The organism is Nocardia fodinahabitans (assembly GCF_052983615.1).
Genome location: NZ_JBRJJC010000001.1, coordinates 120,756 through 146,640, shown reverse-complemented (window position 1 = coordinate 146,640; position 25,885 = coordinate 120,756). Strand labels below are relative to the sequence as shown.

The 25,885-nt window shown below is 70.3% G+C and carries 29 protein-coding genes; 14 read left to right on the top strand and 15 right to left on the bottom strand.

Annotated features, from left to right (window positions below):
- Positions 1 to 45 precede the first annotated feature (45 nt).
- On the bottom strand, positions 46 to 552 hold the full coding sequence (locus NV348_RS00700) for a flavin reductase family protein (RefSeq protein WP_447145180.1): 507 nt from the start codon (positions 550 to 552) through the stop codon (positions 46 to 48).
- Between the two features lie 128 nt (positions 553 to 680).
- Between NV348_RS00700 and NV348_RS00695 the strand changes: the two genes are divergently transcribed.
- Positions 681 to 1,376 (top strand): PadR family transcriptional regulator, encoded by a 696-nt coding sequence (locus NV348_RS00695; protein ID WP_447145179.1) that lies wholly within the window; start codon positions 681 to 683, stop codon positions 1,374 to 1,376.
- A gap of 86 nt (positions 1,377 to 1,462) precedes the next feature.
- Here the strand turns inward: NV348_RS00695 and NV348_RS00690 are convergent, their stop codons facing one another.
- Positions 1,463 to 2,362: an alpha/beta hydrolase gene (locus NV348_RS00690; protein WP_447150894.1), complete on the bottom strand. Its 900-nt coding sequence runs from the start codon at positions 2,360 to 2,362 to the stop codon at positions 1,463 to 1,465.
- Between the two features lie 212 nt (positions 2,363 to 2,574).
- On the opposite strand from NV348_RS00690, the gene NV348_RS00685 reads away from it, so the two are divergent.
- Both NV348_RS00685 and NV348_RS00680 read left to right on the top strand, forming a co-directional pair.
- Positions 2,575 to 2,922, top strand: a complete 348-nt coding sequence (locus NV348_RS00685; RefSeq protein WP_447145178.1) for a hypothetical protein — start codon at positions 2,575 to 2,577, stop codon at positions 2,920 to 2,922.
- Entirely contained in the window at positions 2,915 to 3,544 is a 630-nt protein-coding gene (locus tag NV348_RS00680; RefSeq protein WP_447145177.1) for a Dabb family protein, read from the top strand. Before NV348_RS00685 ends, NV348_RS00680 begins: the two co-directional genes overlap by 8 nt.
- Positions 3,545 to 3,586: 42 nt before the next feature.
- Here the strand turns inward: NV348_RS00680 and NV348_RS00675 are convergent, their stop codons facing one another.
- The 4 genes from NV348_RS00675 to NV348_RS00660 all read right to left on the bottom strand — a co-directional run bounded on the left by NV348_RS00675 (position 3,587) and on the right by NV348_RS00660 (position 7,947).
- Positions 3,587 to 4,444, bottom strand: coding sequence for an IclR family transcriptional regulator (locus NV348_RS00675; RefSeq protein WP_447145176.1), 858 nt, complete (start codon positions 4,442 to 4,444; stop codon positions 3,587 to 3,589).
- 180 nt (positions 4,445 to 4,624) lie between these two features.
- Positions 4,625 to 5,530, bottom strand: coding sequence for a biphenyl-2,3-diol 1,2-dioxygenase (gene bphC / locus NV348_RS00670; protein WP_447145175.1), 906 nt, complete (start codon positions 5,528 to 5,530; stop codon positions 4,625 to 4,627).
- Positions 5,531 to 5,558: 28 nt separating this feature from the next.
- Entirely contained in the window at positions 5,559 to 6,737 is a 1,179-nt protein-coding gene (locus NV348_RS00665; RefSeq protein ID WP_447145174.1) for an acyl-CoA dehydrogenase family protein, read from the bottom strand.
- A gap of 34 nt (positions 6,738 to 6,771) precedes the next feature.
- Positions 6,772 to 7,947 (bottom strand): 3-ketosteroid-9-alpha-monooxygenase, oxygenase component, encoded by a 1,176-nt coding sequence (locus NV348_RS00660; protein WP_447145173.1) that lies wholly within the window; start codon positions 7,945 to 7,947, stop codon positions 6,772 to 6,774.
- Between the two features lie 201 nt (positions 7,948 to 8,148).
- On the opposite strand from NV348_RS00660, the gene NV348_RS00655 reads away from it, so the two are divergent.
- The 4 genes from NV348_RS00655 (at position 8,149) to map (ending at position 10,960) form a co-directional block, all read left to right on the top strand.
- Entirely contained in the window at positions 8,149 to 8,733 is a 585-nt protein-coding gene (locus tag NV348_RS00655; RefSeq protein ID WP_447145172.1) for a hotdog family protein, read from the top strand.
- Between the two features lie 20 nt (positions 8,734 to 8,753).
- Complete coding sequence (locus NV348_RS00650; protein WP_447145171.1) at positions 8,754 to 9,245, top strand: nuclear transport factor 2 family protein; 492 nt, start codon at positions 8,754 to 8,756, stop codon at positions 9,243 to 9,245.
- Positions 9,246 to 9,313: 68 nt separating this feature from the next.
- Positions 9,314 to 10,123: a mycofactocin-coupled SDR family oxidoreductase gene (locus tag NV348_RS00645; RefSeq protein ID WP_447145170.1), complete on the top strand. Its 810-nt coding sequence runs from the start codon at positions 9,314 to 9,316 to the stop codon at positions 10,121 to 10,123.
- A 69-nt stretch (positions 10,124 to 10,192) separates the two neighbouring features.
- A complete protein-coding gene (gene map, locus NV348_RS00640; RefSeq protein WP_447145169.1) occupies positions 10,193 to 10,960 on the top strand; it encodes a type I methionyl aminopeptidase in 768 nt (255 codons plus the stop codon).
- An 18-nt stretch (positions 10,961 to 10,978) separates the two neighbouring features.
- Here the strand turns inward: map and NV348_RS00635 are convergent, their stop codons facing one another.
- The 6 genes from NV348_RS00635 to NV348_RS00610 form a co-directional block, all read right to left on the bottom strand.
- Positions 10,979 to 11,242 carry a helix-turn-helix domain-containing protein gene (locus NV348_RS00635; protein ID WP_447145168.1) on the bottom strand — a complete coding sequence of 88 codons (264 nt, stop codon included), beginning with the start codon at positions 11,240 to 11,242 and terminating at the stop codon, positions 10,979 to 10,981.
- An 88-nt stretch (positions 11,243 to 11,330) separates the two neighbouring features.
- Positions 11,331 to 12,959 (bottom strand): MFS transporter, encoded by a 1,629-nt coding sequence (locus NV348_RS00630; protein WP_447145167.1) that lies wholly within the window; start codon positions 12,957 to 12,959, stop codon positions 11,331 to 11,333.
- 134 nt (positions 12,960 to 13,093) lie between these two features.
- Complete coding sequence (locus NV348_RS00625) at positions 13,094 to 13,696, bottom strand: TetR/AcrR family transcriptional regulator (RefSeq protein ID WP_447145166.1); 603 nt, start codon at positions 13,694 to 13,696, stop codon at positions 13,094 to 13,096.
- 180 nt (positions 13,697 to 13,876) lie between these two features.
- Positions 13,877 to 14,650, bottom strand: a complete 774-nt coding sequence (locus NV348_RS00620) for a 2-phosphosulfolactate phosphatase (protein ID WP_447145165.1) — start codon at positions 14,648 to 14,650, stop codon at positions 13,877 to 13,879.
- A gap of 158 nt (positions 14,651 to 14,808) precedes the next feature.
- Entirely contained in the window at positions 14,809 to 15,708 is a 900-nt protein-coding gene (locus NV348_RS00615; protein ID WP_447145164.1) for an SMP-30/gluconolactonase/LRE family protein, read from the bottom strand.
- Positions 15,709 to 15,804: 96 nt separating this feature from the next.
- Positions 15,805 to 16,530: a DUF8817 family protein gene (locus NV348_RS00610; protein WP_447145163.1), complete on the bottom strand. Its 726-nt coding sequence runs from the start codon at positions 16,528 to 16,530 to the stop codon at positions 15,805 to 15,807.
- Positions 16,531 to 16,851: 321 nt separating this feature from the next.
- On the opposite strand from NV348_RS00610, the gene NV348_RS00605 reads away from it, so the two are divergent.
- Together NV348_RS00605 and NV348_RS00600 are read left to right on the top strand one after the other, a co-directional pair.
- Entirely contained in the window at positions 16,852 to 17,232 is a 381-nt protein-coding gene (locus tag NV348_RS00605; protein WP_447145162.1) for a PPOX class F420-dependent oxidoreductase, read from the top strand.
- Between the two features lie 76 nt (positions 17,233 to 17,308).
- Positions 17,309 to 18,598 carry an acetyl-CoA C-acyltransferase gene (locus tag NV348_RS00600; protein WP_447145161.1) on the top strand — a complete coding sequence of 430 codons (1,290 nt, stop codon included), beginning with the start codon at positions 17,309 to 17,311 and terminating at the stop codon, positions 18,596 to 18,598.
- Positions 18,599 to 18,642: 44 nt separating this feature from the next.
- On the opposite strand, the gene NV348_RS00595 is transcribed toward NV348_RS00600, so the two are convergent.
- Entirely contained in the window at positions 18,643 to 20,022 is a 1,380-nt protein-coding gene (locus NV348_RS00595) for a metallopeptidase TldD-related protein (protein WP_447150893.1), read from the bottom strand.
- Positions 20,023 to 20,033: 11 nt separating this feature from the next.
- A complete protein-coding gene (locus NV348_RS00590) occupies positions 20,034 to 21,563 on the bottom strand; it encodes a TldD/PmbA family protein (protein ID WP_447145160.1) in 1,530 nt (509 codons plus the stop codon).
- A 176-nt stretch (positions 21,564 to 21,739) separates the two neighbouring features.
- Between NV348_RS00590 and NV348_RS00585 the strand changes: the two genes are divergently transcribed.
- Complete coding sequence (locus tag NV348_RS00585; protein WP_447145159.1) at positions 21,740 to 22,390, top strand: TetR/AcrR family transcriptional regulator; 651 nt, start codon at positions 21,740 to 21,742, stop codon at positions 22,388 to 22,390.
- Here NV348_RS00585 and NV348_RS00580 read toward each other — a convergent pair.
- The gene (locus tag NV348_RS00580; protein ID WP_447145158.1) at positions 22,387 to 23,154 is read right to left on the bottom strand and encodes a TSUP family transporter; all 768 of its coding nucleotides are present in this window, start codon (positions 23,152 to 23,154) and stop codon (positions 22,387 to 22,389) included. The genes NV348_RS00585 and NV348_RS00580 overlap by 4 nt on opposite strands.
- A 72-nt stretch (positions 23,155 to 23,226) precedes the next feature.
- Between NV348_RS00580 and NV348_RS00575 the strand changes: the two genes are divergently transcribed.
- From NV348_RS00575 to NV348_RS00560, 4 genes are all read left to right on the top strand, one after another.
- Positions 23,227 to 24,399 carry a sensor histidine kinase gene (locus NV348_RS00575; RefSeq protein WP_447145157.1) on the top strand — a complete coding sequence of 391 codons (1,173 nt, stop codon included), beginning with the start codon at positions 23,227 to 23,229 and terminating at the stop codon, positions 24,397 to 24,399.
- 21 nt (positions 24,400 to 24,420) lie between these two features.
- Positions 24,421 to 25,080 carry a response regulator gene (locus NV348_RS00570; RefSeq protein ID WP_447145156.1) on the top strand — a complete coding sequence of 220 codons (660 nt, stop codon included), beginning with the start codon at positions 24,421 to 24,423 and terminating at the stop codon, positions 25,078 to 25,080.
- 62 nt (positions 25,081 to 25,142) lie between these two features.
- Positions 25,143 to 25,637 carry an FxsA family protein gene (locus tag NV348_RS00565; RefSeq protein WP_447145155.1) on the top strand — a complete coding sequence of 165 codons (495 nt, stop codon included), beginning with the start codon at positions 25,143 to 25,145 and terminating at the stop codon, positions 25,635 to 25,637.
- Between the two features lie 44 nt (positions 25,638 to 25,681).
- The gene (locus NV348_RS00560) at positions 25,682 to 25,885 is read left to right on the top strand and encodes a hypothetical protein (protein WP_447145154.1); all 204 of its coding nucleotides are present in this window, start codon (positions 25,682 to 25,684) and stop codon (positions 25,883 to 25,885) included.

The following is a 25,885-nucleotide window of genomic DNA, read 5'->3' as shown; positions in this document are numbered from 1 at the left end:
ACACGGCGGCGGGGTGGTCCGATCGGACCACCCCGCCGTTGTCGTTCAGGCCGCGAAGCCGCCGAACCCGCCGCGATAGAACAGCAGCGGCTTGCCGCCCTCGGTGGCCCGCAGATCGGCGATCCGGGCCAGCACCACCGTGTGATCGCCCGCGTCGTGCTCGAGCTCGACGCTCACCTCGATGTGGGCCAGCGCCCCGGCCAGCGCGGGCGCGCCGTTACCCGCCCGGTCCCAGTCGACGCCGGCGAACTTGTCGGCACCGCTGACCGCGAACCGGCGGCACAGCTCGCTCTGCTCCTCGGCCAGGATATTGATGCACAGGGCGCCCGCCTCGCGCAGCAGCGGCCAGCTGGTGGAACTCTTGGCCGGGCAGAACGACACATACGGCGGGTCCAGCGACACCGACACCACCGACTGGCAGGTGAAGCCGAGCGGCCGCGTCCCGTCGTGAGCGGCGATCACCGCGACGCCGGTCGCGAAATGACCGAGCACTCTGCGCAGGTCGGCGGGGGCTGGGATACCTGCGTCGACGGCGACGTTGTCTGCATTCATAGGGGTCCTCCCGAACGGAATTCGTTGCCTCCACGATCCGGGGTGAGCGGGGACCGGCTCAAGATGTTCTCCCGGTGAGCGGTTGTCGGCGGGCAAAAGGCGGTACCGGCGGTTGCTAACATGCACCGATGGCGACTCCCGACCCCGATCCCGGCGTGCCCAACCTGCCGCCGACCAGCTGGGCGGTTCTCGCCATGCTCTCCTACGAGGAAGAGGTCTCCGGCTACGACCTGAAGAAGTGGGCCGACTGGAGCCTGCGCTACTTCTACTGGACGCCGTCCTACAGCCAGATCTACGCCGAGCTGAAGAAGCTCGAGCAGCACGGTTTCGCGAGTTCGCGGCTCGACCACGACAACGCCATGCGGGGTAAGCGGCTCTACCGGATCACCGACGCGGGCCGGGCCGCGGTCACCCTGTGGTGGAACAAGGCGCCGGTCGATCCGTCGGTGCTCAAACACCATGTGCTGGTGCGGGTCATGTTCGGTCACCTCGGCTCGCCGGATCGGCTCAAACAGATCCTGCGCGATCACATCGCCGATGTCGACCAGCTCGAGCAGCGGGCCGCGATCGACGCCGAGGCCGCGAAATCCGAACCGGGCTGGGCCTATTCGCAGATCGTGCTGCAGTGGGCGCAGCGTCACTACGCGGCCGAGCGGGAACTGGCCCAGCAGCTGATCGACGACATCGACAACGCGGCCAAGGTCCTGGCCGGTGCCGAACACGACGATCGCGCCGACTACCCCCATCCGACGCCGGGGCGCTGGCGCGAGATCGAGCAACGGGTGCGCGAAGAAGAGGGCCTGCCACCCGACGCGGCGGAGTAGGCGTGGGGGCGCTCGCGGCGCCCCCACGACCGGTTACTTCGCGGTCAGCCGCTCGATGTCGTCCGCAGCGGCGCCGGGGGAAGCGGTCAGGGCGTGCCGAGTACCTCGCGCGTCATGGCCCAGATCTCGGTGCGCGCGGCGGCGGTCGCGGCCAGCGACGGGATGGTGAGGAAGCCGTGGAACAGCCCGTCGTAGCGGCGGTGCCGCACGGTGACGCCGTCGTCGGCGAGCCGGCGGGCGTAGGCGTCGCCCGCCGAACACGGCGGGTCGAGTTCGGCGGTGATCACCACCGCGGGCGGCAGCCCGGCCAGCGACTCGGCCCTGGTCGGGACCAGGCGGACGTCGTCGGTGCCGTGCGGGGCGTACTGCCGCCAGTACCAGCGCATCGCGCTTGTCGTGTTGTAGTGGCCGGTGCCGAACCGCTGGTAGGACTCGGTCTCGAAGTCGTCGTCGATCACCGGATAGAACAGGATCTGCGCCGCGATCGTGGGGCCTCCGCCGTCGCGGACCGCGATGGCCACGGTCGCGGCGAGATTGCCGCCCGCGCTGTCGCCGGCCAGCGCGATCCGCGCCGGATCACCGCCGTACTCGCCCGCGTGCTCGGCGACCCAGCGCAGCGCGGCGAGGACGTCCTCGTGCGCGGCGGGCCCCGGGTGCTCGGGCGCGAGCCGGTAGTCGACCGCGACCACGACCGCGCCGACCCCCGCGGCCATCGATCGGCAGAACTCGTCGTGACTGTCGAGATCGCAGAACACGAAGCCGCCGCCGTGCGCGAACACGATCACCGGCAGCGCCTGCCCGGAACCGTACGGCTGGTAGACGCGCAGGGTCAGCTCGCCGCCCGGCCCCGCGATGACCACATCGCGTGCCGCGCGCATCTCGGGCAGGTACTTCAGCGGCGCGCGCCTGGCGAGGATGGCGGCGCGCACCTCGGCGGCGCGCATCGTGGCGATATCGGGGAAACCGGCGTCGAGCGTGGCGAGCATCGCCGCCACTTCGGGATCCGGCACAGCCCCCGGTCCGGTGGTGGGATAGACGCGGACAGTCACTGACCCTCCTGGAGATCTCGCGACGAGGTTCGACGGTCGAACCGGTCGTCGGCCCACCGTAGGGTCGGGCCGGTACGGTTCGGACCCCGTTCTCCCGCTGGGCGGAAACCCCAGGTCGACGCGTCGCGCGCGATGCCTACCGTCGGCACATGAACACCGCGAAGGTCTACGTGACCGACACCGTAGTGACGAAACCCGGGCGGGCCAGGGACTTCGTCGACGCCTATCTGCGTGAGTACGCGCCGGGTGCCCGCGAGCGGGGGATGACGTTGGAGCGGATCGTGGTGAGTCCGCCGATCTGGTTTCCCGACGAGTCCAACACCGTCACCGCGACCTGGGTGCTCGACGGGGCCGAGGGGTGGTGGGCGATGACCTGGCAGGGGCGGTCCGACCCGGCGGTGCGGCGCTGGTGGGCCGACGTGGACGACCTGGTCGCGCGGCGCACGCGCTCGATCGGGGCCGAGGCGTCCGAGATCGAGAGGCTCGCCGATGTTTGATGTCGTTCGGCTGGTGCATCTGTCACCGGCGGGCGGTCCGGCCGCCGATCAGCTCAGGGCGGATCTGCGTTCGGCGGTGTCCGGGGTGGCCCGCCGGGTGCTGGTCCAGCCCACCCTGCCGGGGGTGCGCAACGGCGGTGATGTGCTGGCGCACTTGCGCTTCGACGAGGTCGCCGACTGGGAGACCTGTGCGGGCGCGGTGGACGCGGTGCTCGCCGACCCGTGCGTGAGGCATGTCGACGGTGCCGAATACGACGGCGGCACCGCTGGTTTCGCCGAGCCGCGCGCGCCGGGCTCGGTGTACCGGGTGCTGCTGCTGCGGGTCGCGCCCGCGACGCCGGGTGCGACGGTGGAGCGCTTCGAGGCGGACCTGCTGCGCATGCCGCACTACATCCCGACGATGCTGTCCTGGCGGTTGAGCCGGGTGCGTCACGGCATGGGATCCGTGCCGTGGACGCATGTTTGGGAGCAGGAGTTCACCGATCTCGACGGACTCGACGGCCCGTATCTGATGCATCCGGTGCACTGGGCGCACGTCGACCGGTGGTTCGATCCGGAATGCCCGGACGTGATCGTCCACGATCGCGTCTGCCACAGCTTCTGCGAGAACGACCCCGCTTGATCCCGGCCGCCGCCCGCTCCCGCCGGGCGGCGCACCGCGGGATCACGCGTAGCGGGGCGCGCGGTGATCGGTGGCTACCCGCGACGCCGGACCGACGCCCAGCGGCCGCGGATGCTGCTGCAGGGTGGGGCGGACCCGCACCCGGCCGTCGTCGACGTGGCGCCAGATATTGAGCGCCGTCGTGCGCACCGGCGCGGAGAGCCGATGGTCGAACACCATCCGGTCGACCGGCCCGCACACCGACACCGCGGCCACCGCGGACTCGCCGAGATCGCCGATCGGGGCGGCGATGCAGCCGAAGCCGGCCAGCGACTCCTCGCGCTCGACCGCGATCCCGTGCGCGCGCACCTTGTGCAGCTCGACATCGAGTTGGGCCCGGGTGGTCAGCGAGTACTTGGTGCGGGCGGTGGCCTGGCCGGTGACGACCTCGCCGAGCCTGCGCTCGTCGGAGTAGGCCAGGATCGCCTTGCCGACCGCCGTACAGTGCGCGGGCCGCCTGCCGCCGACCCGGGTCGGGACCGCGGCGGCCAGATCGCCGCCCACCTTGTCCAGGTACACGACGTCGGGACCGTCGAGGACGGCCAGATGTACGACGAACCCGGTGACCCGGTGCAGCTCGTGCAGGAACGGCATCGCCGCGCGATGCAGCCGGTCCTGGTGCACGGCCAGCGAACCGAGCTCCATCAACCGGATCCCGAGCTCGTAATCGCGCCCTTCGCGGCGCAGCCAGCGCAATTGCACCAGCCGCTCCAGCATGCGGTGCGCCGAGGACCGGGGTAGCCCGGTACGCCGGACGATCTGGGCGAGGGTGAGCCTGCCCGGGCCGTCGAAGGCGTCGAGCAGCAGGGACGCGCGATCGAGGATCGCACTGGGGGTGGTGGCCTCGGCCTGGATGACCATGGAGCGCTCCATTTCGGATCTACGAGCTGATGCCCAGCCGCATATTTCGATTAGGCATATACCTATTGATACCATCCTCTGTGTCCGTTGTCACATGATTCTTCGAACTGCGGGCAACGACGACGGCCCCCGTGCCGAGCGGAGAGCTCGGGACGGGGGCCGTCGAAGGGCTGTGCGCGGTTACATGGCCGCGAGCGGCTCGCTGCCGGACCAGTCGTGGCCCCAGTAGCTGTCGGCGGTGATTTCCTCGGCGGTGTAATAGGTCTCGTCGACCCGCATCCCCTCGGTGCCGAACTCGACATCCCAGCCGCCGGGCGCGCGCACGTAGAACGACACCATCTTGTCGTTGGTGTGCCTGCCCAGCGTCGAGGACACCGAGAACCCGTCCTTGGTGACGCGGTCCAGGGCCTGGCCGACGGCGTCGAGGGAGTCGACCTCCACCATGATGTGCACCAGGCCGGGGGCGCCACCGTGCGGCGCGGGGCACAGCGCGAGGCTGTGGTGCCGCTCGTTGACGCCGAGGAAGCGCACCCGCATCGGCCCGAACTCCGGCGGCGCCGGGATCCGGAACGCGCCGCGCGGCAGGAACCCGAGCACGTCGGTGTAGAAGCCGAACGCGCCGTTGGGGTCCATGGTCGGGAGCACCACATGGCCCAGGCCCTGGGCGCCGGTGACGAACCTCGCGCCGAACGGCGTCACCACCGGGCTGTGGTCGAGCACCGCGCCGTGGAAGATCTCGAGCGTCGCGCCGGTCGGGTCCTGGAAGGTGATGACCTCCTCGACCCGGCGTGCGTCGGCCTCCTCGACCGAGAGCGGCTCGACGGCGATGCCTGCCGCGGTGACCGCTTCCTGCACCCGGACCAGGGCCGCGTGATCGCGCACCTCCCAGCCGATGGTCACGATGGCGTCGCTGTCACCCGGCACGACCGTGATGCGCGCCGCACGCTCGTCCATCCGCAGGTACAGCGCGTTCTCGTCGGGTCCGCTGCCCTGCGCGAAGCCGAGCACGTCGAACGCGAAGGTGCGCCACCGATCCATGTCGGCCGTCTGGATCTTGACGTAGCCGAGGCCTCTGATGTCAGTCATTGTCCGTTGTCCTTCGTGGTATTTCGGGTCAGATCATCGAGCGGAGGTGGTCCGCCGGCTCGAGACCGAGGGAGCTGACGGCCGAGGCGTGGTACACGGTGCTCGGCACGTGGATGGCGTGGGCGAGGCCGACATGCGCGTCGCGCCAGTAGCGCTGCAGCGGCTTGTCGGTCCGCATGGCGTTGCCGCCGGAACGGGCGAAGATCTGGTCCACGGCCGAGACCGCGCGCCAGGCCGCACGCACCTGGGTACGCCGGACCGCGGCCCGCTCGGCGAAGCCGATCTCCTTGCCCGCGTCGACGGCGTCGAAGATCTTGTCGGCGTTGGCCAGCAGTTCCTGGCGCGCGGCATTGATGTCGGCGGCGGCCTCGCCGATGGCGAACAGCACGTACGGGTCGTCCTTGACCGCGGTGCCCTGCGCGCCGACCCGGTCGCGCTGGTAGTCCAGGTGCGCGGCCAGGGCGCCCTCGGCGATACCGACGACCGCGGAGCTGATGCCCAGCGGGAACATCGTCGACCACGGCATCTTGTACAGCGTCTCGGTGACCCCGTACTCCTTCTGCGCGGTGCCGTCGATGACGTGATCGCCGTTCATCACCCGGTAGTCGGGCACGAACGCGTCCTTGACGATGATGTCCTTGGAGCCGGTGCCCTTGAGGCCCACCACATTCCAGGAGTCCTCGACGATCTGGTAGTCCTGCCGCGGCAGGATCATGTGCAGCATCGTCGGCGGCAGGGCCATCGAGCCGTCGGGGTTGCCGAGCATGGCGCCCAGGAAGATCCAGTCACAGTGGTCGGTGCCGGAGCTGAACTGCCAGCGGCCGTTGAAGAGGTAACCGCCGTCGACCGGGCGGGCGATGCCGGTCGGCGCGTAGGGCGAGGCCATCCAGGTGTCGTGGTCGTCGGCCCACACCTCGTCCTGCACCTTCGGATCGGCGAAGGCCAGCTGCCACGGGTGCACGCCGACGATGCCGGTGATCCAGCCGCTGGCCGGATCGAGCGCGGCGGTGGCCATCACCGTCTCGGCGAACTCGCGCGGATGCGCCTCGAAGCCGCTGTACTTCTTGGGCTGCAGCAGGCGGATCGGGCCCGCCGTCTTGAGTAGCTGGGCCGTGGCGTCGGGCAGCTGCCCGAGACGCTCTGCCTCCGGGGCCTGATCGCGCAGCTGGTCGGCGATCGCGGCGATGTTGTCGAGAACCTTGGTCATCGCAGGTGGTGCTTTCTGTTCGGGGTGGGCGAAGTCAGGACAGGGTGTCGACGATGGCGCCGCGGGCGATGTTGTCGGCCACCTCGGCTTCCCAGCTCGTCACCGCGCGGTCGGTATCGATCTCGAACTCGAAGCGCTTGGTCATGTCCTCGGTGACGTCCTCGACGTCGACGTAGAACTGCTTGTACCAGCGTCGCAGCTGGTAGACCGGCCCGTCTTCCTCCGAGAGCAGCGGGTTGTCGATCGGTGCCTTGTTCTTCCAGATCGCCACGTCCTGCTCGAAGCCGACGGCCACACCGGCGGCGAACTGCTCGGCCATCGCGGTGGCGTCGGCGTCGGACATGCCCTCGGGCTTCTTCACCATCGCGCCGTACTGGAGCACGAAGGAGTTGTCGTCGACGGGGTAGTGGCAGTTGATCAGGACGGTCTCGATCGTCATGCCCTGTGCCTCGCTCCAGAGCCAGTCGATCATGTACGACGGGCCGAAGTACGAGGCGTCCGAACGCAGGGTGGAGTTCGGATCGTCGTAGCTGGTACCGACGGAGATGTCGTGGCGCGGGGTCGAGCGCATGTACTGGGTGGCGACGTGGCCGTCGAAGACGTTCTTGAAGTAGCGCGGGAACGAGTAGTGCACGTAGAAGAAGTGCGCCATGTCGACGACATTGTCGACGATCTCACGGCAGTGCGAGCCCTCGATCAGAATCGAATTCCAGGTGAAGTCGGTCCATTCCGGCGTGCCGTAGCCCTCGATCTCGGGGATGGTCACGTCGTCGGTGGGCGTGCTGCCCTGCGGGTCGTTCCAGACGAACAGCTGACCGTTGCGCTCGAGCGTCGGCCACGAGCGGGTCTTGGCCAGCGGGGGGACCCGGCGCGCGTAGGGGATCGCCGTGCACTTGCCGTTGCCGCCCCAGCGCCAGTCGTGGAACGGGCAGGCGATCGAGTCGCCCTTGACGGTGCCGTGCGCCAGGTTGCCGCCCATGTGGCGGCAGAAACCGTCGAGCACGTGCAGCGCGCCGTCGGATTCGGATTGGAACACCACCAGGGTGGTGCCGAACGCCTTCACCTCGTGCGGCGTGCCGTCGCGGAACGACGAGAGCAGGCCGAGGCAGTGCCAGCCGCGCGCGAAGCGGGTCGGCGCGGCAGCGGCCTCGATCTGTCGGTAATCGGCGGTGGCGTCCAGTGATCGGCCGTTCGGCGGGTTCTCCGGCATCGAAACCTCCATGTATCGGACGGAGTGGGATGAGCTGCGCCGATGGTCGCGCCGCCGACGGGGGTCCGCGCCGGTGGGTTCCCGGTCAGCGGACATGTTTTCGCGGTGTTCGCCCGGCGTCCCGATCAGTGGGAGAGGAACCGGTCACAGGCGCGCGGTCCGCCCTACCGTGACGGCATCCGCCGGATGAGAGGAATGACCATGGGTAACGTCGCGATGGTGCTGGAGACCGCCGACATCCGGATGTTCGCCGAGGCGGCGCACTCCCACAATCCGGCCTACCGGCTCGCCGAACGACCCGTGGTCCCGCCGACCTTCCTGCCCGCCGACGGGGTCGGCGCCGCGGGCGGCCGGGCGGAGACCGATCACCGATTCTTCGGCCCGCCGCCGCGCGCGGGCGACCAGCTGACCGCGATCCGCGCCGGCGCGCCGGGTGCGCCCGCGGTCAGCGCCGCCGAGTCGCTGACCCGCTACTTCGACCGCACCGGCGGACTCGTCGCCGAGTCCTGGGCCGCCGCCGAACCCCTACTGGGTGAACCGGTTTCACCGCAGGCGACTGCGCTGCTTGCCACCTACGCCACCGACTGGCTCGGCGCGGAGAACATCCGCCGGTTCCGCACCAGGGTGCTGCGCGCGCTGCCGTCCGGCGAAGTCATGACCTGCGCGGGGCACATCACGCAGAGTTACGTGCAGGACGGCGAAGCGCGCGTCGACGTCACCCTGTCCGGGACCGACGCCGCGGGCGAGGTCGTCGTCCGCGCGTGGGCGAGCTTCGCCCGCGACTGACCACGCCGAGCAGGAGCACCATGACCGACACCGCCCCCGACTTCGCCGCCCGCCTCGCCCGGCTGGAGGCGATCGAAGCGATCACCGCCCTCAAGCACCGCTACTTCCGTGCCTGTGATGCCAAGGACCCGGCCGGCTTCCGCGACTGTTTCCTCGCGGCGGGCGCCGAACTCGACTACGGCAGCCTGGGCACCCACGACGCGGACGGCATGGCCGCCGTCTTCACCTCGATCGCGTTGCGCCGGGTAGACGGCAAGCCGGTCGTTCTCGACATGCACCACGGCGTGCACCCCGACATCACCGTGCACGACGACACCACCGCGAGCGGCCGGTGGACGCTGCGCTTCCGGCAGCTGAACCTGCTCGCGCGCACCGAGACCGTGGCCACCGGCGAATACGCCGACGAGTACCGGGTCGAGGACGGCCGGTGGAAGATCGCGCGCTGCACGTTCATCCAGCTCTGGTCGCTCACCCGTCCACTGAGTGCGGACGCTCAGGTGGAAAACCTCTGATTCCGCACCGCTCGGGGGCTCGCGATGGTGAGGTGTTCATAGTGCACAACGACGTTCGGAGGTAGGACATGACGCGACGATACGAGGGCAAGGTCGTCTTCATCACCGGTGCGGCCCGCGGCCAGGGCCGGGCCGAGGCGATTCGCTTCGCCGAGGAGGGCGCCGACATCATCGCCATCGACGCGTGCGTGGATTTCGCCAGCACCAGTTATCCGGGCGCCACCGAGGACGACCTGGCCGAGACCGTCCGGCTGGTCGAAGCGGCGGGCGGGAAGATCGCCGCGAGCAAGGCCGACGTTCGTGATTTCGCGGGTCTGTCGGCGGCGCTGGCGGCGGGGATCGAGCAGTTCGGCCGACTCGACGTCGTCGTCGCCAATGCCGGCATCTGTTCGGCGGCACTGTCCTGGGAGATCACCGCCGAGCAGTGGCAGGAGACGGTCGACGTCAACCTGACCGGCGTCTTCCACACCGCGAAGGCCGCGATTCCGTACCTGATCGAGCAGGGCGAGGGCGGGGCGATGGTGTTCACCAGCTCGGTCGCCGGTCTCAAGGGCATCCCGTTCACGGCCCACTATGTGGCCACCAAGCACGCCATCACCGGGCTGGCCAAGACGATGGCCAACGAACTGGGCGCGCACAAGATCCGGGTCAACACCGTGCACCCGGCCGGCGTCGCGACCGGCATGCAGATGGCGGAGATGGGTCCGCTGTTCGAGCAGTACGCCAGCACACTCGCGCCCATTTTCATGAACGCCCTGCCGACCTACATCACCGAAGCCGCCGATATCGCGGCCGCTGTCGCGTGGCTGTGCTCGGACGAGGCGGCACAGGTCACCGGTGCGCAGATCCCGGTGGACATGGGCAACCTGAACCGCTGACCCCACGCCGAATTGGTATTTTTATACCGGCACCGCTAGTGTCGGTATGAAAATACCAATGGAGGCGTGATGGTGGAGTTGAAGACACCCGCGGAGATCGAGCGGATGCGGGTGACCGGTGCGTTCGTCGCCGACGTACTGGCCGGTGTGCATGCGAAGGCCGCCGTCGGGGTGAACCTGCTCGAGCTCGAAGAGTATGTGCGGGAACGGATTCGCGAGCGCGGCGCGGTGTCGTGCTACTGGGACTATGCCCCGTCGTTCGGTCGCGGACCGTTCCGCAACACCGTGTGCCTGGCGGTCAACGACGCGGTACTGCACGGGCTTCCGCACGACTACGTGCTGCGCGACGGTGACGTGCTCACCGCCGACCTGGCCGTCACCATCGACGGCTGGGCCGCCGACTCCGCGGTGACCGCCATCGTCGGCACGCCCGCCCCGGCCGATCAGCGCCTGGTGCGCGCCACCGAGGAAGCCCTCGCCGCCGGGATCGCCGCCGCGCAGCCGGGCAACCACCTCGGGGACATCTCCGCGGCCGTCTCGGCGGTCGCGCGCGCGTACGGCTACCCGGTCAACACCGAGTTCGGTGGGCACGGGATCGGCCGGACCATGCACGAGGATCCGCACGTGTCCAATGTCGGCCGGGCGGGGCGCGGGTTCCGGCTACGTCCCGGGCTCACGATCGCCATCGAACCCTGGTTCGCGGCGAGCACCGCGACGGTCGTCACCGATGCCGACGGCTGGACGATCCGCTCCGCCGACGGCTCCCGGTGTGCGCACAGCGAGCACACGATCGCCGTCACGGCCGAGGGCCCGAGCATTCTCACGCTGCGTGACTGAGCGGAAAGCCCGTGCCGGTCAGGCGGATTCGGCGACCTGCTCGGTGCGGTAGACCTCGGCGAGCTCGGTCAGCGGGATCGCCAGCGCCTCGGCCAGGCCGACGACGGTGCCGAAGGCGGGGGAGGGCAGGCGCCCGGATTCGATCTTGCGCAGCGTCTCGGGGGAGATGCCCGCCGCGCGCGCCACGTCGGCGAGATCGCGATCGCCCCGCGCCGACCGCAGGCAGCGGCCGAGGCGACGACCGGCTTCGACTTGGGCGGGACTGAGGGGGAGGCGCACCATGGCTCCGAGGGTAGGCGGGGTATTTAAATACCGCAAGCCGCGGACGGGCCGGCGATCACGCGGATCACCGGCCCGTCCGCCGCAGGGCTCAGTGTGCGGTGCCGCCGGTGGCCGGCGTGCGGCCGTGCCGCATGATCACGGCGAGGACCAGGGCCACGGCCGCCGCGGCGCCACAGACCCAGAAGCCCAGCTCGTACCCGCGATCACCGAACACATCCGGAATCGGCGCGGGCGGCTGCTCCTGCCCGCCCACGCTGATCAGCGCGGTCATCCCGTTGGCGTGCAGGAACGCGGTGACGATGGCCAGACCGACGGCGACGCCCATCGACTGCATGACGCCGAGCATGCCCAGGCTGATGCCCTGCTGCTCCTGCGGCACCGCCTCCACCATGAGAATCGGCATGGCCGCGTAGTAGAAGCCGAAACCGACGCTGAACACCGCGTTCACGAGCAGGAACACTGTGCTGGTGTGCGGCAGGACGGCGAAGGCCGCCGCCGAGCAGACGAAGATCACCAGCGCGACGACCAGCGGAAGCCGGGCGCCCATGCGCCGCGCGATCACGCCGGCGAGCGCACCGCAGACCATGGTGACCACGGCGCCCAGCAGGGCGATGCGCACCGCGAACTCCAGCAGCGTGTAGCCGCTGCCGTAGGTGTAGCCCGGGTCGAGCGTCACCTGGACGGCCTCGGCGGGCAGCGGCTGGCCGGTCATGGCCTGCATCTTGGCGAGAATGCCCTGCTGCGCGCCCGCTGCGACGGTCGCCTCGTCGGGTGTCTGGGACATGTAGGCGATGGCGTAGGAGACGACGCCGATCTGCAGTGAGGCGAACAGCGCACCGGCCAGGACCAGCGCGACGCGCGGATGGAACAGCAGCTTCATATCCATGATCGGCTGTGCGACCCGGGTTTCCACCAGGACGAACAGGAGTAGCAGCACGACACCGGTGATCACCCAGGCCAGCGTGGTCGGCTTCGCCCAGCCCCAGTCGTGGCCCTTGTCGAGGTAGATCAGGATCAGCGCGGCACCACCGGCGAGCAGCAGCGCGCCGACGTAGTCGATCCGTTCCCGCACGCGCAGCTTGGATTCCGGGACGATGAAGTACACCAGCGGCAGCATCACCAGGGTGAACCCGGCCAGGCACCAGAAGATCGCGCGCCAGCTGTAGTTATCGACCAGGAAGCCGCCGAGCAGCGGTCCGGCGATGGCGGAGACGCCGAGGCCGGTCGCGGTGACACCGAGGCCGAGCGGAACGTACTTGCGCGGCATCAGGTCCCGGATCAGGCCGTAGGCGATGACCGCCGTCGCGATGGCCGTGGCCTGCAGGCATCGGCCGAGCAGGAAGATGCCCCAGTTCGACGTGGTCGCGTCGAGCACGCAGCCGATCATGAACAGCAACCCGCAGATGAGGAACATCCGCTTCTTGCCCCACACGTCGCTCATCTTGCCGATGAGTGGCGAGGCGGCGGCGCCGATCAGGCCGAAGACGATGATGGCCCAGTTGATGTTCGCGCCGACGCCGGGGAAGGTCGGGGCGATCTTCTGCAACGCCGCCGCCACGATCGTGTACTGCATCGGCGCGATCTCGGTGAACAGCACGATCACCGCGAGGACGGTGAAGATGCGGGCTCGTGACGCGCCGTCCAGTCGGCCGGTGTCGTTGTCCGGGTCGGTCGCGACAGGACTCGACGGCTTCGGATCTTCAGGAATGGTGGACATGCCACGCTCCGTTGTTCGGGAACTACTTCGAGAGGGAGTGGAGCGCCGCCGATCGAGTGTGACGTAGATCGCACGACTTCCGACTCGGAGTATGTGACCCTACCGAACGCTAGGTTGGTGAAGTTATGCAAACGTTATGTTTGCTCCCGCTGAGTGGGTGAAAGCAGCGAAATGAAGTCCCGATAGGTGGCCGTGAGGTCGATATCGTCCCTGGCCAGCAGCCATTGGACCTGCAATCCGTCCATCACCGCGAGTAGTAGCGGCGACACCTGGTCGGGGGTGAGGCCGCCGGGCAGGCGGTCGCCGAATTCCGTGCTCAGGAGTGTGGCGAAGTCGGCGCGGGCCTTCGCGTAGCGCTCGGTGAAGAACTCGCGCGCCGGGTGTGCCTCGGTGGTGGACTCCGCGGCCAGGACCGTGAAGGCCTGTACCAGGTCCGGGCGTTCGGTGTTGTATTCGGCGATCTGCTCGAGATGGGCGAGCCGCGCGTCGGCCAGGCGGGCGACGAACGCCGCGAAGTCCCACCGGTCGCGCTCTTCGAGAACGCCGGTCAGGAGGGCGTCCTTGCTGGGGAAGTAGTGCAGGACGCCCGCCGGGGTGAGGCCGACGCGATCGGCCACGGCGGCCAGGGAGGTGCCCTGGTATCCGCGCTCGGCGATGAGGGTGGTCGCGGCGTCGATGATGGCCGCACGTCGTGCTTGCGCCTGGGCCGCCCGGCCGCCTTGTTGTCCCCGAGTCACTCCCCGAGCGTATCGGCCGGGCGCTGGTCGGCGTGTCGGCGGCGCGTCCGGCGCGACCGGTCGGTACGTCCAGGTGGTGAGAATTCCACTGTGGCGCAGCGCTATCCGGATCATGGCGATTAGGCGTTATGCGCTATAGCCAGGACGCATCGTAGGTGGGTATCGCGCTGAGCCCGGCGCTCAGGTCAGGGAGTGGTCGGTGAACGCGCCGTCGACGAGGACCGGCACGGTGGTGTCGGCGTCGAGCTCGATCGCGATCGCGACATCGTCGGCGAACCCGATCGCGGCGAGCTCGCGGCCGGAGGCACTGGACGCGATCAGCGCGGGCACATCGGGCGTGGCCGCGAAAGTGGCCGCCGCCGACTGTGCCTCGGGTGACGCGGCGGTGGCGCCGCGATCGAGGAGGGCGGCGGCGAGTGCGCCCGCACCGACCCAGTCCTCCAGCGCGGGGCGGAGTACCTCGCTCCCCGGCCACTGCTCGCCCGCCGCGACGATCGCGATCGGCTGCTCGGGGGTGCCCCACCCCTGGGTGATCAGCCAGTCGGCGACCGCGCGATAGTTGCGCAGGCAGGCAGCGACGACCGTGCTGCCGTCGACGGTGGCCGCGATGGCGGAGCCGTTCGGCGAGGGCAGCACCAGCCGTTCGGTGAACGGCGCCCGCCGGATCGCCGCGGGCGACAACGACCACGGCCGCCCCCGATCCGCCTCGCGCCGCCCGACCGCCAGCGCCGCACCGTGCCGATCGGCGAACTCCCGCGCCGACGCATCCCGCCACCGGTAGGGGAACACCGCCGTCCCCGCCTCGATCGCGACCGATACCGAGGTGGTGAACGACAACACGTCGACCACCACCACCCCGGCCGCCCCCGGCCCGATCGCCGCGGCCCCCGCCCGGCCCCACTCCACCGCGATCCCGAACCCCCGCTGCCGCGACCATTCCGGCGTCGAATACACCCTGCCCCCTCCTCGACTCGACCGACGAATCCACCAGTCCACCACACAGATCCGCGCGACATCGCGTCGATCCCGGTTCGGGCTCACCGAGGCGGACTTCGCGGCGGTGCGGGAGTGGTTGGGGGACAGACGATGAGGTCAGTGGGGGAGGGCGGGGATCAGATCGAGGGTGGTGGGTGGGCGGAGGCGGCGAAGCGTGCCGTCGATGCTGGTGACGTAGAGGGACCAGGTGGGGCCGTCGGGGGCGAGGCGGGCGGAGGTGGGGCCGATCGGGGGAGGGCGGGGAGCGGGCCGGTCGGGGGTGCGGTCCAGCCGGTCGCCAGGGTGCACCAGCGGCCGGTCGTGGTGTCGACCTGGTAGACGCTGCCGGAGTAGTCGCCGGCGACGAAGGCCAATCCGCTCGCGGTGGTGTCGAGGTCGTCGAGGCCGGGGAGCAGGCCGTCGGGGATCGAGGCGATCGGGGTGGGGCGGTCGGGGGCGTCCAGTGGGACGCGCAGGATCTGGGAGGTGGCGACGTCTTCGGTGAGAACGGCCTGGTGATCGGCGGTGAGGGCGAGGCCGTTGGGGCGGGGCACCGGGGACCAGCCGAGGGTGAATTCGCCGGTGGCGGGGCGATATCGGCTGATGCCGACCGGCGGCCACGGGACCGAGAGCTGGGACAGGAGCAGGTCGCCGTCGGGGAGCAGGAGCAGGCCGTTGGGCTGGACCAGGTCGGGCAGCAGCACGGTGACCTCGCCGGTCGGGAGGTGCAGTCGCCGTAGCGTGCCACCGCCGTTCGGGGTGGTGCCGTCGCCGGTGAGGAAGTAGAGGTCGTCACCGGAGCGGCGCAGACCGGCGGGATTGTCCAGCCCGGTGAGCAGCGTGGTGACCCGGCCGTCGGCACCGACGTGCCGCAGCTCGCCGCGCACGATGCCGGAGACATAGAAGCCGCCCGCGCCGTCGTACTCCAGGTTCTCCAGACCACCGAGATCGGTGGCCAGGACCTCGACCTGCCACCCGCCGCCGCATCCCGCATCGGCCTGCGCGACCCCCAGCGGGCCGAGCCCAGCGACCGCCACCGCGGCGAGTGTGGTTGCGAGACAGCGGATATAGCGAGTCCCGGCGCGTCGATCCATGGCCGAAGCCTAGCCGCCACCCGGCCCGGTCGCGCCGGCTCAGCCGGGGGCGATGGTGGTCAGCCAGGTGGCGAGCAGCGCGGAGGCGGCGGTGTCGGCGGACAGGGCCGCGTGTTCGTCCGCGGTCAGATCGACGGCGTCCAGTGCGGCCCGCCAGTGCGTGAGCCGCTCGGAATCCTCGGTCGCGACCGCGATCTCGGCCAGTGCGGCGTAGGCGCGGGCCCGATCGGGGGCCGACGCGGCCGTGGCGAATCGGCGCAGGCCGGTTTCCAGGACGCGGGCCGCCGCCTTGTCGTCATTCTTGAAATCGCGCAGGATGCGGGCATTGTCGAGGGCCTTGGTCAGCCCGGTCAGCGCACGGGAGCCGCCGTACTCGAGCTCCATCGGCTCGTCGCGCTGGATCACCAGCAGGGTGTTGCCGACGGGATCGACGAGCGAGAACCGGGACTGACCCGGCCGGAACCGGGTGATCCGCGGCAGCCCCTTGGCGGGGATCTTGCCGTACCGGGCACGCAGGGCCGCGGTGAAGTCGGCGTGGCGGGCGGCGACGTCGTCGACCATCACCAGCGCGCCCACATGCTCGGTGGGCAGCGCGACCCCGGGCGGCGCGGGCGCGAAATGCAATGCGCACCCGTGCCCTTCGACCGCGCCATAGACATACGGCCTGGTCTGCTCGTAGACGACGGTGTAGCCGAGCGCCTGGTAGAACGCGAGGGTGGTCGGCAGATCGCCACTCCACAGCATCGGCACGGCGGTATCGGTCATCGGGATCCTTCCGGAGAGCGAGTCGGTCGGATCCGAGGTTAGGAAGAGTTTCGCGAAACCGCCCATAACTCGTCGCGGGAATTCAGTCCCTGCGCGCGCAGCCGCACCGCGAGGGCGAGCATCGGCTGCGCCTCGCTGCGCGACCCGTTCGTCGACAAGAGAACCCGCATGTCACACCCCGTCCTGCGTCCGGATCTCGGCGCGCGAACAGCGATTCTGCACCCGTTCCCCGCCTTTGCGGCAAGACCCGTCGGCCGGTAGGCAATGACAGGGGACGCGGTGGCCGCTGCCGCGCGCGGCGGATATCACTAGGCTGCGAGCATGACCAACCGCCTCGGCGAGCTGCAGACCGCGAACTTCGTTCTCCTCACCACTTTTCGCAAGGACGGTACCCCGGTGGGCACCGCCGTGTGGGCCGTCGCCCGCGAGGACAAGCTGTTCGTCTGGACGGTGACCGACAGCTGGAAAGTGAAGCGGATCCGCCGCAATCCCGAGGTGACGCTGCAACCCTGTGACGCGCGCGGCAAGGCACACGGCGACGTCGTGTCGGGCACCGCCCGCATCCTCGACGCCACCGAGACCGAGCAGGTGCGCTCCTGGCTGCGTCGCAAGTACTGGCTGACCGGTCCGCTGGTGATCCTCGCCAGCAACCTGCGCCGTGGCAAAGCCGGGACCATCGGCATCGAGATCACGCCCGCCTGACGGATCACCCGAAGCAGTACCCAGTACCCGGGGTATCGGATAACGTGGGCTCAGCGGAACCTCCGAAGGGACTCACATGGCCGAGAAACGCACCCGCGCCGTCGTCGTCGCGGGCGCGCGCACCCCGTTCGTGCGCGCGTTCACCGATTTCACCCGCCTCGACAGCATCGCCCTGGCCGGCGCTGCCGTCCGCGGGCTGATCGAGCGCACCGGGATCGCGCCGGGCGAGATCCAGTCCATCGTGTGGGGCGGGGTCGTGCTGCCGAGTCACGCACCGAACATCGCCCGCGAGGTGGCGCTCGATCTGAAACTGGACTTCGGGTGCGAGGGCTACACGGTGACCAGGGCGTGCGCGTCCGGTCTGCAGGCGGTCACCTCGGCGGCCGCGGCGATCGAACGCGGCGAGTACGACATCATGATCGCCGGTGGCAGCGACTCCACCAGCAACGCCGAGATCAAGCTCCCGCAGAAGGTCGTGCACGCCGTCGCGCCGGTGGCGCTGGGCAAGCCGACGCCGAAGGACTACCTCGACGTAGTCCGTCAGCTCGCGCCGTTCACCGACATCCTGCCGCGCCAGCCCAAGATCTCCGAGCGCACCACCGGTGAGGTGATGGGCGAGTCCGCCGAGAAGATGGCCAGGATCAACGGCATCTCCCGCGCCGAACAGGACGAATTCGCCGCCCGCTCGCACCACCGCGCCGCGGCCGCCATCGCCTCGGGTCGCTTCGACGACGAAGTGGTCCCGGTGACCACCCCGTCGGGCACGCGGATCGCGACCGACGGCCTGGTCCGCGCGAACACCAGCGTCGACAAACTCGCCACCCTGCGGCCGGTGTTCGCCGAGGGCGGCACGGTCACCGCCGGCAATGCCAGCCCGCTCACCGACGGCGCCTCGGCGGTCCTGCTCATGAGCGAGGAGAAGGCACGTGCCCTCGGCTTCACCCCGCTCGCGGCGCTGCGTTCCTGGAGCTTCGTCAGCGTCGACCCCGCCGACCAGGTCCTCATCGGCCCCGCGATCTCCATGCCGCGCGCCCTGGACAAGGCGGGCATGACCCTCGCCGACATCGACCTCGTCGACATCCACGAGGCCTTCGCCGCCCAGACCCTCTCGGTCCTGCGCATGCTGGAAAGCCCCGACTGGGCCAAGTCCCGGCTCGACCGAGACGAGCCGGTAGGCACCGTCGATATCGACAAACTCAACGTCCACGGCGGCTCCATCTCCCTGGGCCACCCCTTCGGCGCCACCGGCGCCCGCATGGTCACCACCATGGCCAACGAACTGGCCCGGACCGGCAAACACACCGCCCTGCTCGGCATCTGCGCCGCGGGCGGCATCGGCGCCTCCGCCGTCCTCGAACGCGTGTGACCACGACGGGCAGGTGATCCGCACCGGGTCACCTGCCCGGGCGACTACGTCGCCTGGCTCACCGAGGACATGTGGAAGTCGGGGATGCGCAGGGGTGGCATGGCAGTGCGGGTGAACCAGTCCTTCCATTCGCGGGGGAGGGTGATCTCGGTGGCGCCTGCTTCGGAGATGCGGCGCAGGAGGTCGAGGGGACTCTCGTTGAAGCGGAAGTTGTTGACGGCGGCGGTGACCCGGCCGTCTTCGACGAGGTAGACGCCGTCGCGGGTGAGGCCGGTGAGCAGGAGGGTGGCCGGGTCCACCTCGCGGATGTACCACAGGCAGGTCAGCAGCAGGCCGCGTTCGGTGCGGGCGATCATGTCGTCCAGGGACGCGTCGGAGCCGCCGGTGAGCAGCAGGTTCTCGCCGGGAACGGTCGCGGGAGCGGAGAATTCGGCGGCGGTGGCGCGGGGGTAGACCAGCGATTCGATGACGCCGGCGCCGATCCAGTCGACGCGCTGGGCGGACAGGCCGTTGTCGAACACCGACAGCGACTCCGACGACGACGGGGTCGCCACGAAGGGCCGGTATTCCAGGCCGCTCGCGTTCGGGTCGGAGTAGAGGGTCAGCGGAATGTCGCTGAGCCGCTCCCCGATCCGGGTGCCACCCGCGCGGGAGAAGGCGGTGTGGCCCTCGTGCGCGCCGCGGCCCTCCATCGTCCAGGCGAGGTAGATCATCAGGTCGGCCACCGCCGAGGGCGGCAGCAGCGTCTCGTAGCGGCCCGCGGGCAGGTCGACGCGGGTGGCCGACCAGTCCAGCCGCCGGGACAGCTCGGCCAGCAGGCCGGCAGTGTCGACATCGGTGAAGTCGGCGGTGCCGACACCCACCCAGGCGCTGGCCAGATCGGCGCCCTCGCCACGCTTTCCGTTGATCTCCACCGAGCCGGTGGGCTGGCTGAACCGGCGGCGGATGCCGGTGGAGGTGCCCAGCCAGGTGGTGTGCAGCTGGTGATGGGCGAAACCGTAGAGGCGGTCGGTGCCGTCGAAACCGGTCGACAGATCGCGGGCGAGACCGGCGAACACGTCGATCTCGGTGGCACCGGGCGCGTGGTCCCAGGTGGCGGTGTCGTCGACGGTGGGTTCGAGCAGCGGCATCGCGTCGCGGGCGGGGGTCGCCGTGCGGGCGGCCTCCTCGCTGGCGCGCACCACGGCGTCGATCTCGGCCGGGTCGACGCTGGTGGAACTGATGCTGCCGACGCGGGCGGCGTTCGGGCCGTCACGGAAGACCGAGATCACCGCCCAGTCCCGCGACACCGACGACCCGTTGGTGGTCATCGAGTTGCCCGCCCAGCGCAGCGACGCCTCGTGCGCGTCGGTGACGATCACGATCGCTTCGTCGGCCTTCGACGCCGCCAGCGCGCGTTCGACCACCGCGCCCGCGGGGAACACACCCGATGCACTCACTGGCCGCCCTCCGTCCGGGTATTGAGAATGTTGACCCCGCGCACCAGCACCGACGGGCAGCCGTGGCTCACCGCCGCCACCTGACCGGGCTGGGCCTTACCGCAATTGAACGCGCCGCCGAGCTGCCAGGTGCTCGGCCCGCCGACCGCCTCCATCGCACCCCAGAAATCGGTGGTCGTCGCCTGGTAGGCCACATCGCGCAGCTGACCGGCCAGCTCCCCGTTGCGGATCCGGAAGAACCGCTGACCGGTGAACTGGAAGTTGTAGCGCTGCATATCGATCGACCACGACTTGTCGCCGACGATGTAGATGCCGTCGGAGACCCGCGAGATCAGCTCGGCGGTCGTCGTGTCGCGCTCCGGGTCGGGCTGCAGCGACACGTTCGCCATCCGCTGGATCGGCACATGATGCGGAGAATCGGCGTAGGAGCAGCCGTTGGACCGATCCAGCCCGAGACGGGGTGCGAACACGCGGTCGAGCTGGTAGCCGACCAGTACGCCGTCGCGCACCAGATCCCACTGCTGGCCCGCGACGCCCTCGTCGTCGAAGCCGACCGTGGCCAGCCCGTTGACCTGGGTGCGGTCCCCGGTGACGTGCATGATCGGGGTGCCGTAGCGCAGCGTGCCGAGTTTGTCGGGGGTGGCGAACGAGGTGCCCGCGTAGGCGGATTCGTAGCCGATCGCCCGGTCGTACTCGGTGGCGTGGCCGATGGACTCGTGGATGGTCAGCCACAGGTTGGTCGGGTCGATCACCAGGTCGGTGGGGCCCGCGACGACGCTGGGCGCCTTCACCTTCTCGGCCAGCCACTCCGGGATCCGCGCGAGTTCGCCGGTCCAGTCCCAGATTCCGTCGGCGCCGGTGACGTACTCCCAGCCGCGGCCCGCGGGCGCGGCGAGGGTGCGCATGGTCTCGAAGACCCCGGAGGCCGCGTCGACGGTGATCGCCTCGAACTGCGGATGCAGCCGTACCCGCTGCTGGGTGATCGACGAGCCGGCGGTGTCGGCGTAGAAGACCTGCTCTTTGACCTGCAGCACCGACGCGGTCACGTGATCGACGCCGTCGGCGGCCGAGAGCCGCTCCGAATAGTCCTGCAGCAGCGCCACTTTGTCGGCGGTCGGCACGGTGAACGGGTCGAGGTCGTAGGCCGATACCCACGACACGTCCGCGTAGCGCGGCTCGTCGGCGAGCTCCACCCGTTCGCGGTTGAGCGAACGCAACGTGGTCGCGACGGTGACCGCGCGCCGGGCCACCTCGGCGGCGGTGCCGGGGGTGAGCGCGGCGTGGGAGGCGAAACCCCAGGTGCCGTCGACGATCACACGCACGGCCAGGCCGAGTTCGGTCGAGTCGGTGACGGCCTCGACCCGCCCGTCGCGCAAGCGGATGGACTGGGTCACCAGCCGCTGCACCCGGAGGTCGGCGTGCTCGGCCCCGGCCGCCCGCGCCGCCGACAAGGCGGCCTCGGCCAGCGCGCGCAAGCCGAGTGCGCGGAACTCCTCGTCCACTTCTCCGGAAGTCGCGGTAGTCACTCCGCCTACGCTAGCCGGTAGCACCGACACACGGGAGCCGTGCCCGGGATTGCCGTCACTGCCAGGGCGCATTTCGTGCCATCGTGCGCGAAACCCCGGTTCCGGCAGTCACAACCGTGACGCGCTGACCGCGGTCCTCCCGCCGCGGAGCGCCCCGATGCCGTAGGGTGCCCGCCGTGCCGCCATCCGCCCTCCGCGATCGAAAAAGGGAACGAACCCGTCGTGCGATCCTCGTGGCCGCCGTCGGATTGTTCGAGGCCAGAGGCTATGAGGAAACGACCGTCGCCGACATCGCGGCCGAGGCCGAGGTCGGCACCCGGACCTTCTTCAACTACTTCGCGAGCAAGGAAGAACTGCTCTTCCCCGAACCCGACGAACGGGTGCGCGCCGCCGTCGCGGCCATCGCCACCCGGCGGCCCGGAGAGCGACCGGTGGAGGTGTTGCTGCGCGCGCTGCGCGCGGCCGGTGACAACCCCGGTGAGCATCTCGCCGACGATCTGAACTCGCGGGTGGCGGCGCTGCGCGCGCAGGTCTCGCGCACCGTTCCCGCGGTGAGTGGTCGCGCCGCGCACGCCCAGCTCGTCGCCCAGCGCGAGATCGCCCGCCAGTTGCACAGCGCGTTCCCGCACGAGCTCGACGAGGTCGGCGCGGCCGCGCTGGTCGGTGCGGTCGTCGGCGCGGTCTCGGGCGCGCTGACGGTGCTGTTCCAGCAGCCCCAGCACGGCATCGACGACGGTGAGCGACTCCACCGCAAGATCCACGAGACCACCTCGCGGGTGCTGCAGCCGTGGCTGGCCGCCTCGGCCCCGGTCGAACCGGCGCGCTAACCGAACTGCTGCCAGCCCAGCCGGATCACCATCACCACGACCACGACCAGCAGCACGATCCGCACGAAACCGGCGCCCTTGGCCAGCGCCATCCGCGAACCGACCAGTGCGCCCGCCACATTCGCGACCGCCATGCCCGCGCCGAGGCCCCACAGGATGTGCCCGGTCGCGCCGAGGAACAGCAGCGCGCCGAGATTCGATCCGCAGTTGATCACTTTCGCCATGGCCGCGGCCCGCACGAATTCGGTGCCGAGCAGTGTCGCGAAGGTGATGATCAGGAACGTGCCGGTGCCCGGTCCGAGCAGGCCGTCGTAGAGGCCGATGAGGCCGGCGGCCAGCGCCACCACCAGGATCACCTTGCGTCGCGTCGGCGGATGGGTGGCCATGGTCATGCCGATCGAGGGCCGCAGCGTGACGACCAGCGCGACGCCGACCAGCACCACCATGACCAGCGGAATGAACAGCTCGCGGTCGATCAGCGAGACCGCCGCCGCGCCGCAGGCCGCCGTGATCGCGGCGATCACCGCGCCCGGAATCAGCACCTTCCATTCCATCGGCACCCGGCGCGCGAAGGTGATCACTGCGGTCGCCGTGCCCGAGAACGCGGCCAGCTTGTTGGTGCCGAGCGCCGTCTGCGGGGCGATGCCGGGCGCGACCAGGAACAGCGTCGGCAGGATGATCAAGCCGCCACCCCCGACCACCGCGTCGACCCATCCCGCCGCGGCCGCGGCCACCAGCAGGACCGTCCAGTCTCCTAGTTGCACGCGACCAGGCAATCAAGATCAGGCCCGGAAAGCCAACCGGGTCCGGCCGCACCCGGCGATTAGGCTGGGCCGGTGCGCCGGTTCAGCTTGTGGCTTCGCGGCCGACCCATCGTCGCCGACTCCGTCCTCGCGCTGGTCTTGATGGTGCTCGACGCGCTCGGCGTCGGCGACGAGCACCACAAGGCCGTCTACCTGGTCTTCTCCCTGCTCCTGCCGCTGCCGCTGATCCTGCGCCGGATCTACCCGCGGGCGATGGCCGGGGTGATGTTCGTGCTCTCGGTGCTGTGCACGCTGGTGGGGTATCTGGTGGGTGACGACACCTCCGGACACGTCGCGCTGATCGGGCTCGGCGTGATGCTCTACACCCTCGTCGCCTATGTCGGCAGGCGCGACGGGCTGATCTACCTGGGCTGCCTGGCCATCGATCTGACGCTGTCGATCCTGGTCCTGCGCGAACCCAAGGGCGGCGATCTGGCGCTGGTCGGCGTGATCTACGCGCTGTGCTGGACGCTCGCCGAGTTCAACGGCGCCCGGCACGCCTACGACGCCGAGGTCGCGGCCCGGCTCGCCGTCGCCGACTACGACAAGGAACGCCGCGCCCACGAGGCCGTCGCCGCCGAACGCACCCGCATCGCCCGGGAACTGCACGACGTGGTCGCGCACGCGGTGAGCGTCATCATCGTGCAGGCCGACGGCGCGAAGTACGCCCTGCGCCACGACCCCGACACCGCCGAACGCGCGCTCGCGACCATCGCGGGCACCGGCCGCGACGCGCTGCGCGAACTGCGCCGCACCGTGGCGCTGCTGCGCACCGAGCACGCCCCGGAACTGCTGCCCCAGCACGGCAGCGCGGGCATCGCGAAACTGGCCGAGTTGATGCGCGACGCCGGTCTGGCCGTCGACCTCGAACTGACCGGTGAACTCGACGACATCACCCCCGAGGTCAGCCTCGGCGTACACCGCATCGTCCAGGAATCGCTCACCAACACCCTGCGCCACGCGGGGGCGAGCCCGAAGGCGACCGTGCGGGTGCAGCGCCGCGAGGACGACATCCTGGTCGAGGTGACCGACAGCGGCGGGGTGCCCGTGGAACAGCCGGCCGCCGAGATCCCCGGCGCGGGGATGGGCCTGGTCGGCATGCGCGAACGGGTCGCGGTGCTCGGCGGCACCCTGTCCGCGGGGCGGACCGGCGACGGCCGCTGGCGGGTACTCGCCACCCTCCCGCTGCGCGCCGACGGCGACTGATCCGCCCGCTAAGGTTGGGAAATGCCGATCAGCGTGCTCGTGGTGGACGATCAGGAACTCATGCGGATGGGCCTGAAGATGGTGCTCGGCGCGCACCCGGACATCGAGGTCGTCGGCGAAGCGGGCAACGGGGACGAGGCCGTGCGGCGCGCGGGGGAGCTGCGACCCGACGTGGTCCTGATGGACGTGCGGATGCCCGTCGTCGACGGGGTCACCGCCACCGGCCGGATCGTCGCCGCGGGCGAGGGCATCCGCGTGCTCGTGATGACCACCTTCGATCTCGACGAACACGCCCTCGGCGCGCTGCGCGCCGGCGCGAGCGGATTCCTGCTCAAGGACACCCCGCCCGAAGACCTCGTCTCCGCCATCCGCAGCGTCGCCGCGGGCGACGCGGTGGTCTCCCCGAAGGTCACCAAGCGCCTGCTCGACCGGCTCGTCGCCGAGGACCCGGCGGGATTGCGCGACCCGGGCGTGCTCGACGTGCTCACCGCCCGCGAACGCGAGGTGCTCGAACAGATCGCCGCGGGCCGTTCCAACGCCGAGATCGCCGGGGAGCTGTTCCTGTCGGAGGCCACGGTGAAGACACACGTGGGCCGGGTCCTCACCAAACTCGGGCTGCGCGACCGGGTGCAGGCGGTGGTGCTGGCTTATGAGACCGGTCTCGTCCGGCCGGGCGGCTGAGCGGCCGGGAGAAAAATCGGGCTCTCGTGCGTTGAGGGGATAGATCGTCCGAAAGGATCGCCATGACCGCCGTGCTGTTCGTGTCCTACCTCGTCGTCGAGATCGCCGCGTTCGCCGGCCTCGCCCAGCTGATCGGCGCGGGCTGGGCCCTGCTGGCGCTGATCGCGGTGTCCGGTGCCGGCTTGCTGCTGCTGGGCGCCCAGGGCAGGCGCGTGTTCGACCGGTTCCGCCGGGCGGCGCGGGGCGAGGTCACCGCCGAGAGCGCGGTCGCCGACGGGCTGCTGGTGGCCACCGGATCGGTGCTGCTGTTCGTGCCCGGTCTGGTCACTGGACTCGTCGGCCTGCTCGCGCTGTTCCCGCCGACCAGGGCGCTGATCCGGCCGGTACTGGAGAAGCTCGGCACGCGGCGCTTCGGCCCGCTGCCCTCGTTCGCGCCGTCGCCGTATCGCGGGATGGTGGTCGACGCCGACAGCGGCGATGTGGTCGACGGTGTGGTCGTCGGGCAGTGGTACGACGACGGACATACCGCCGGACCGCGCGCGCTCGGATCCGCCTGAGCCGAGGATTCCCTCCCACGGTGGCGAGGGTCTACAGTGTGCCGATGGCCACCGAGCAGATCACCGTCACGGTGAGCGCGGAACTGGCCGACGCGGTGCGTAGGGCGAGTGCCGCTGCCGGACAGTCCATGTCGGATTTCACGGTCGCCGCGTGGCGACTCGAACTCATCGCCGTCGAGGCGGGCGGACACAGTCCCGCCGGGCTGCGCGACGCCGACATCCGCGCCGTCCTGTCCCTGCCGACCTGA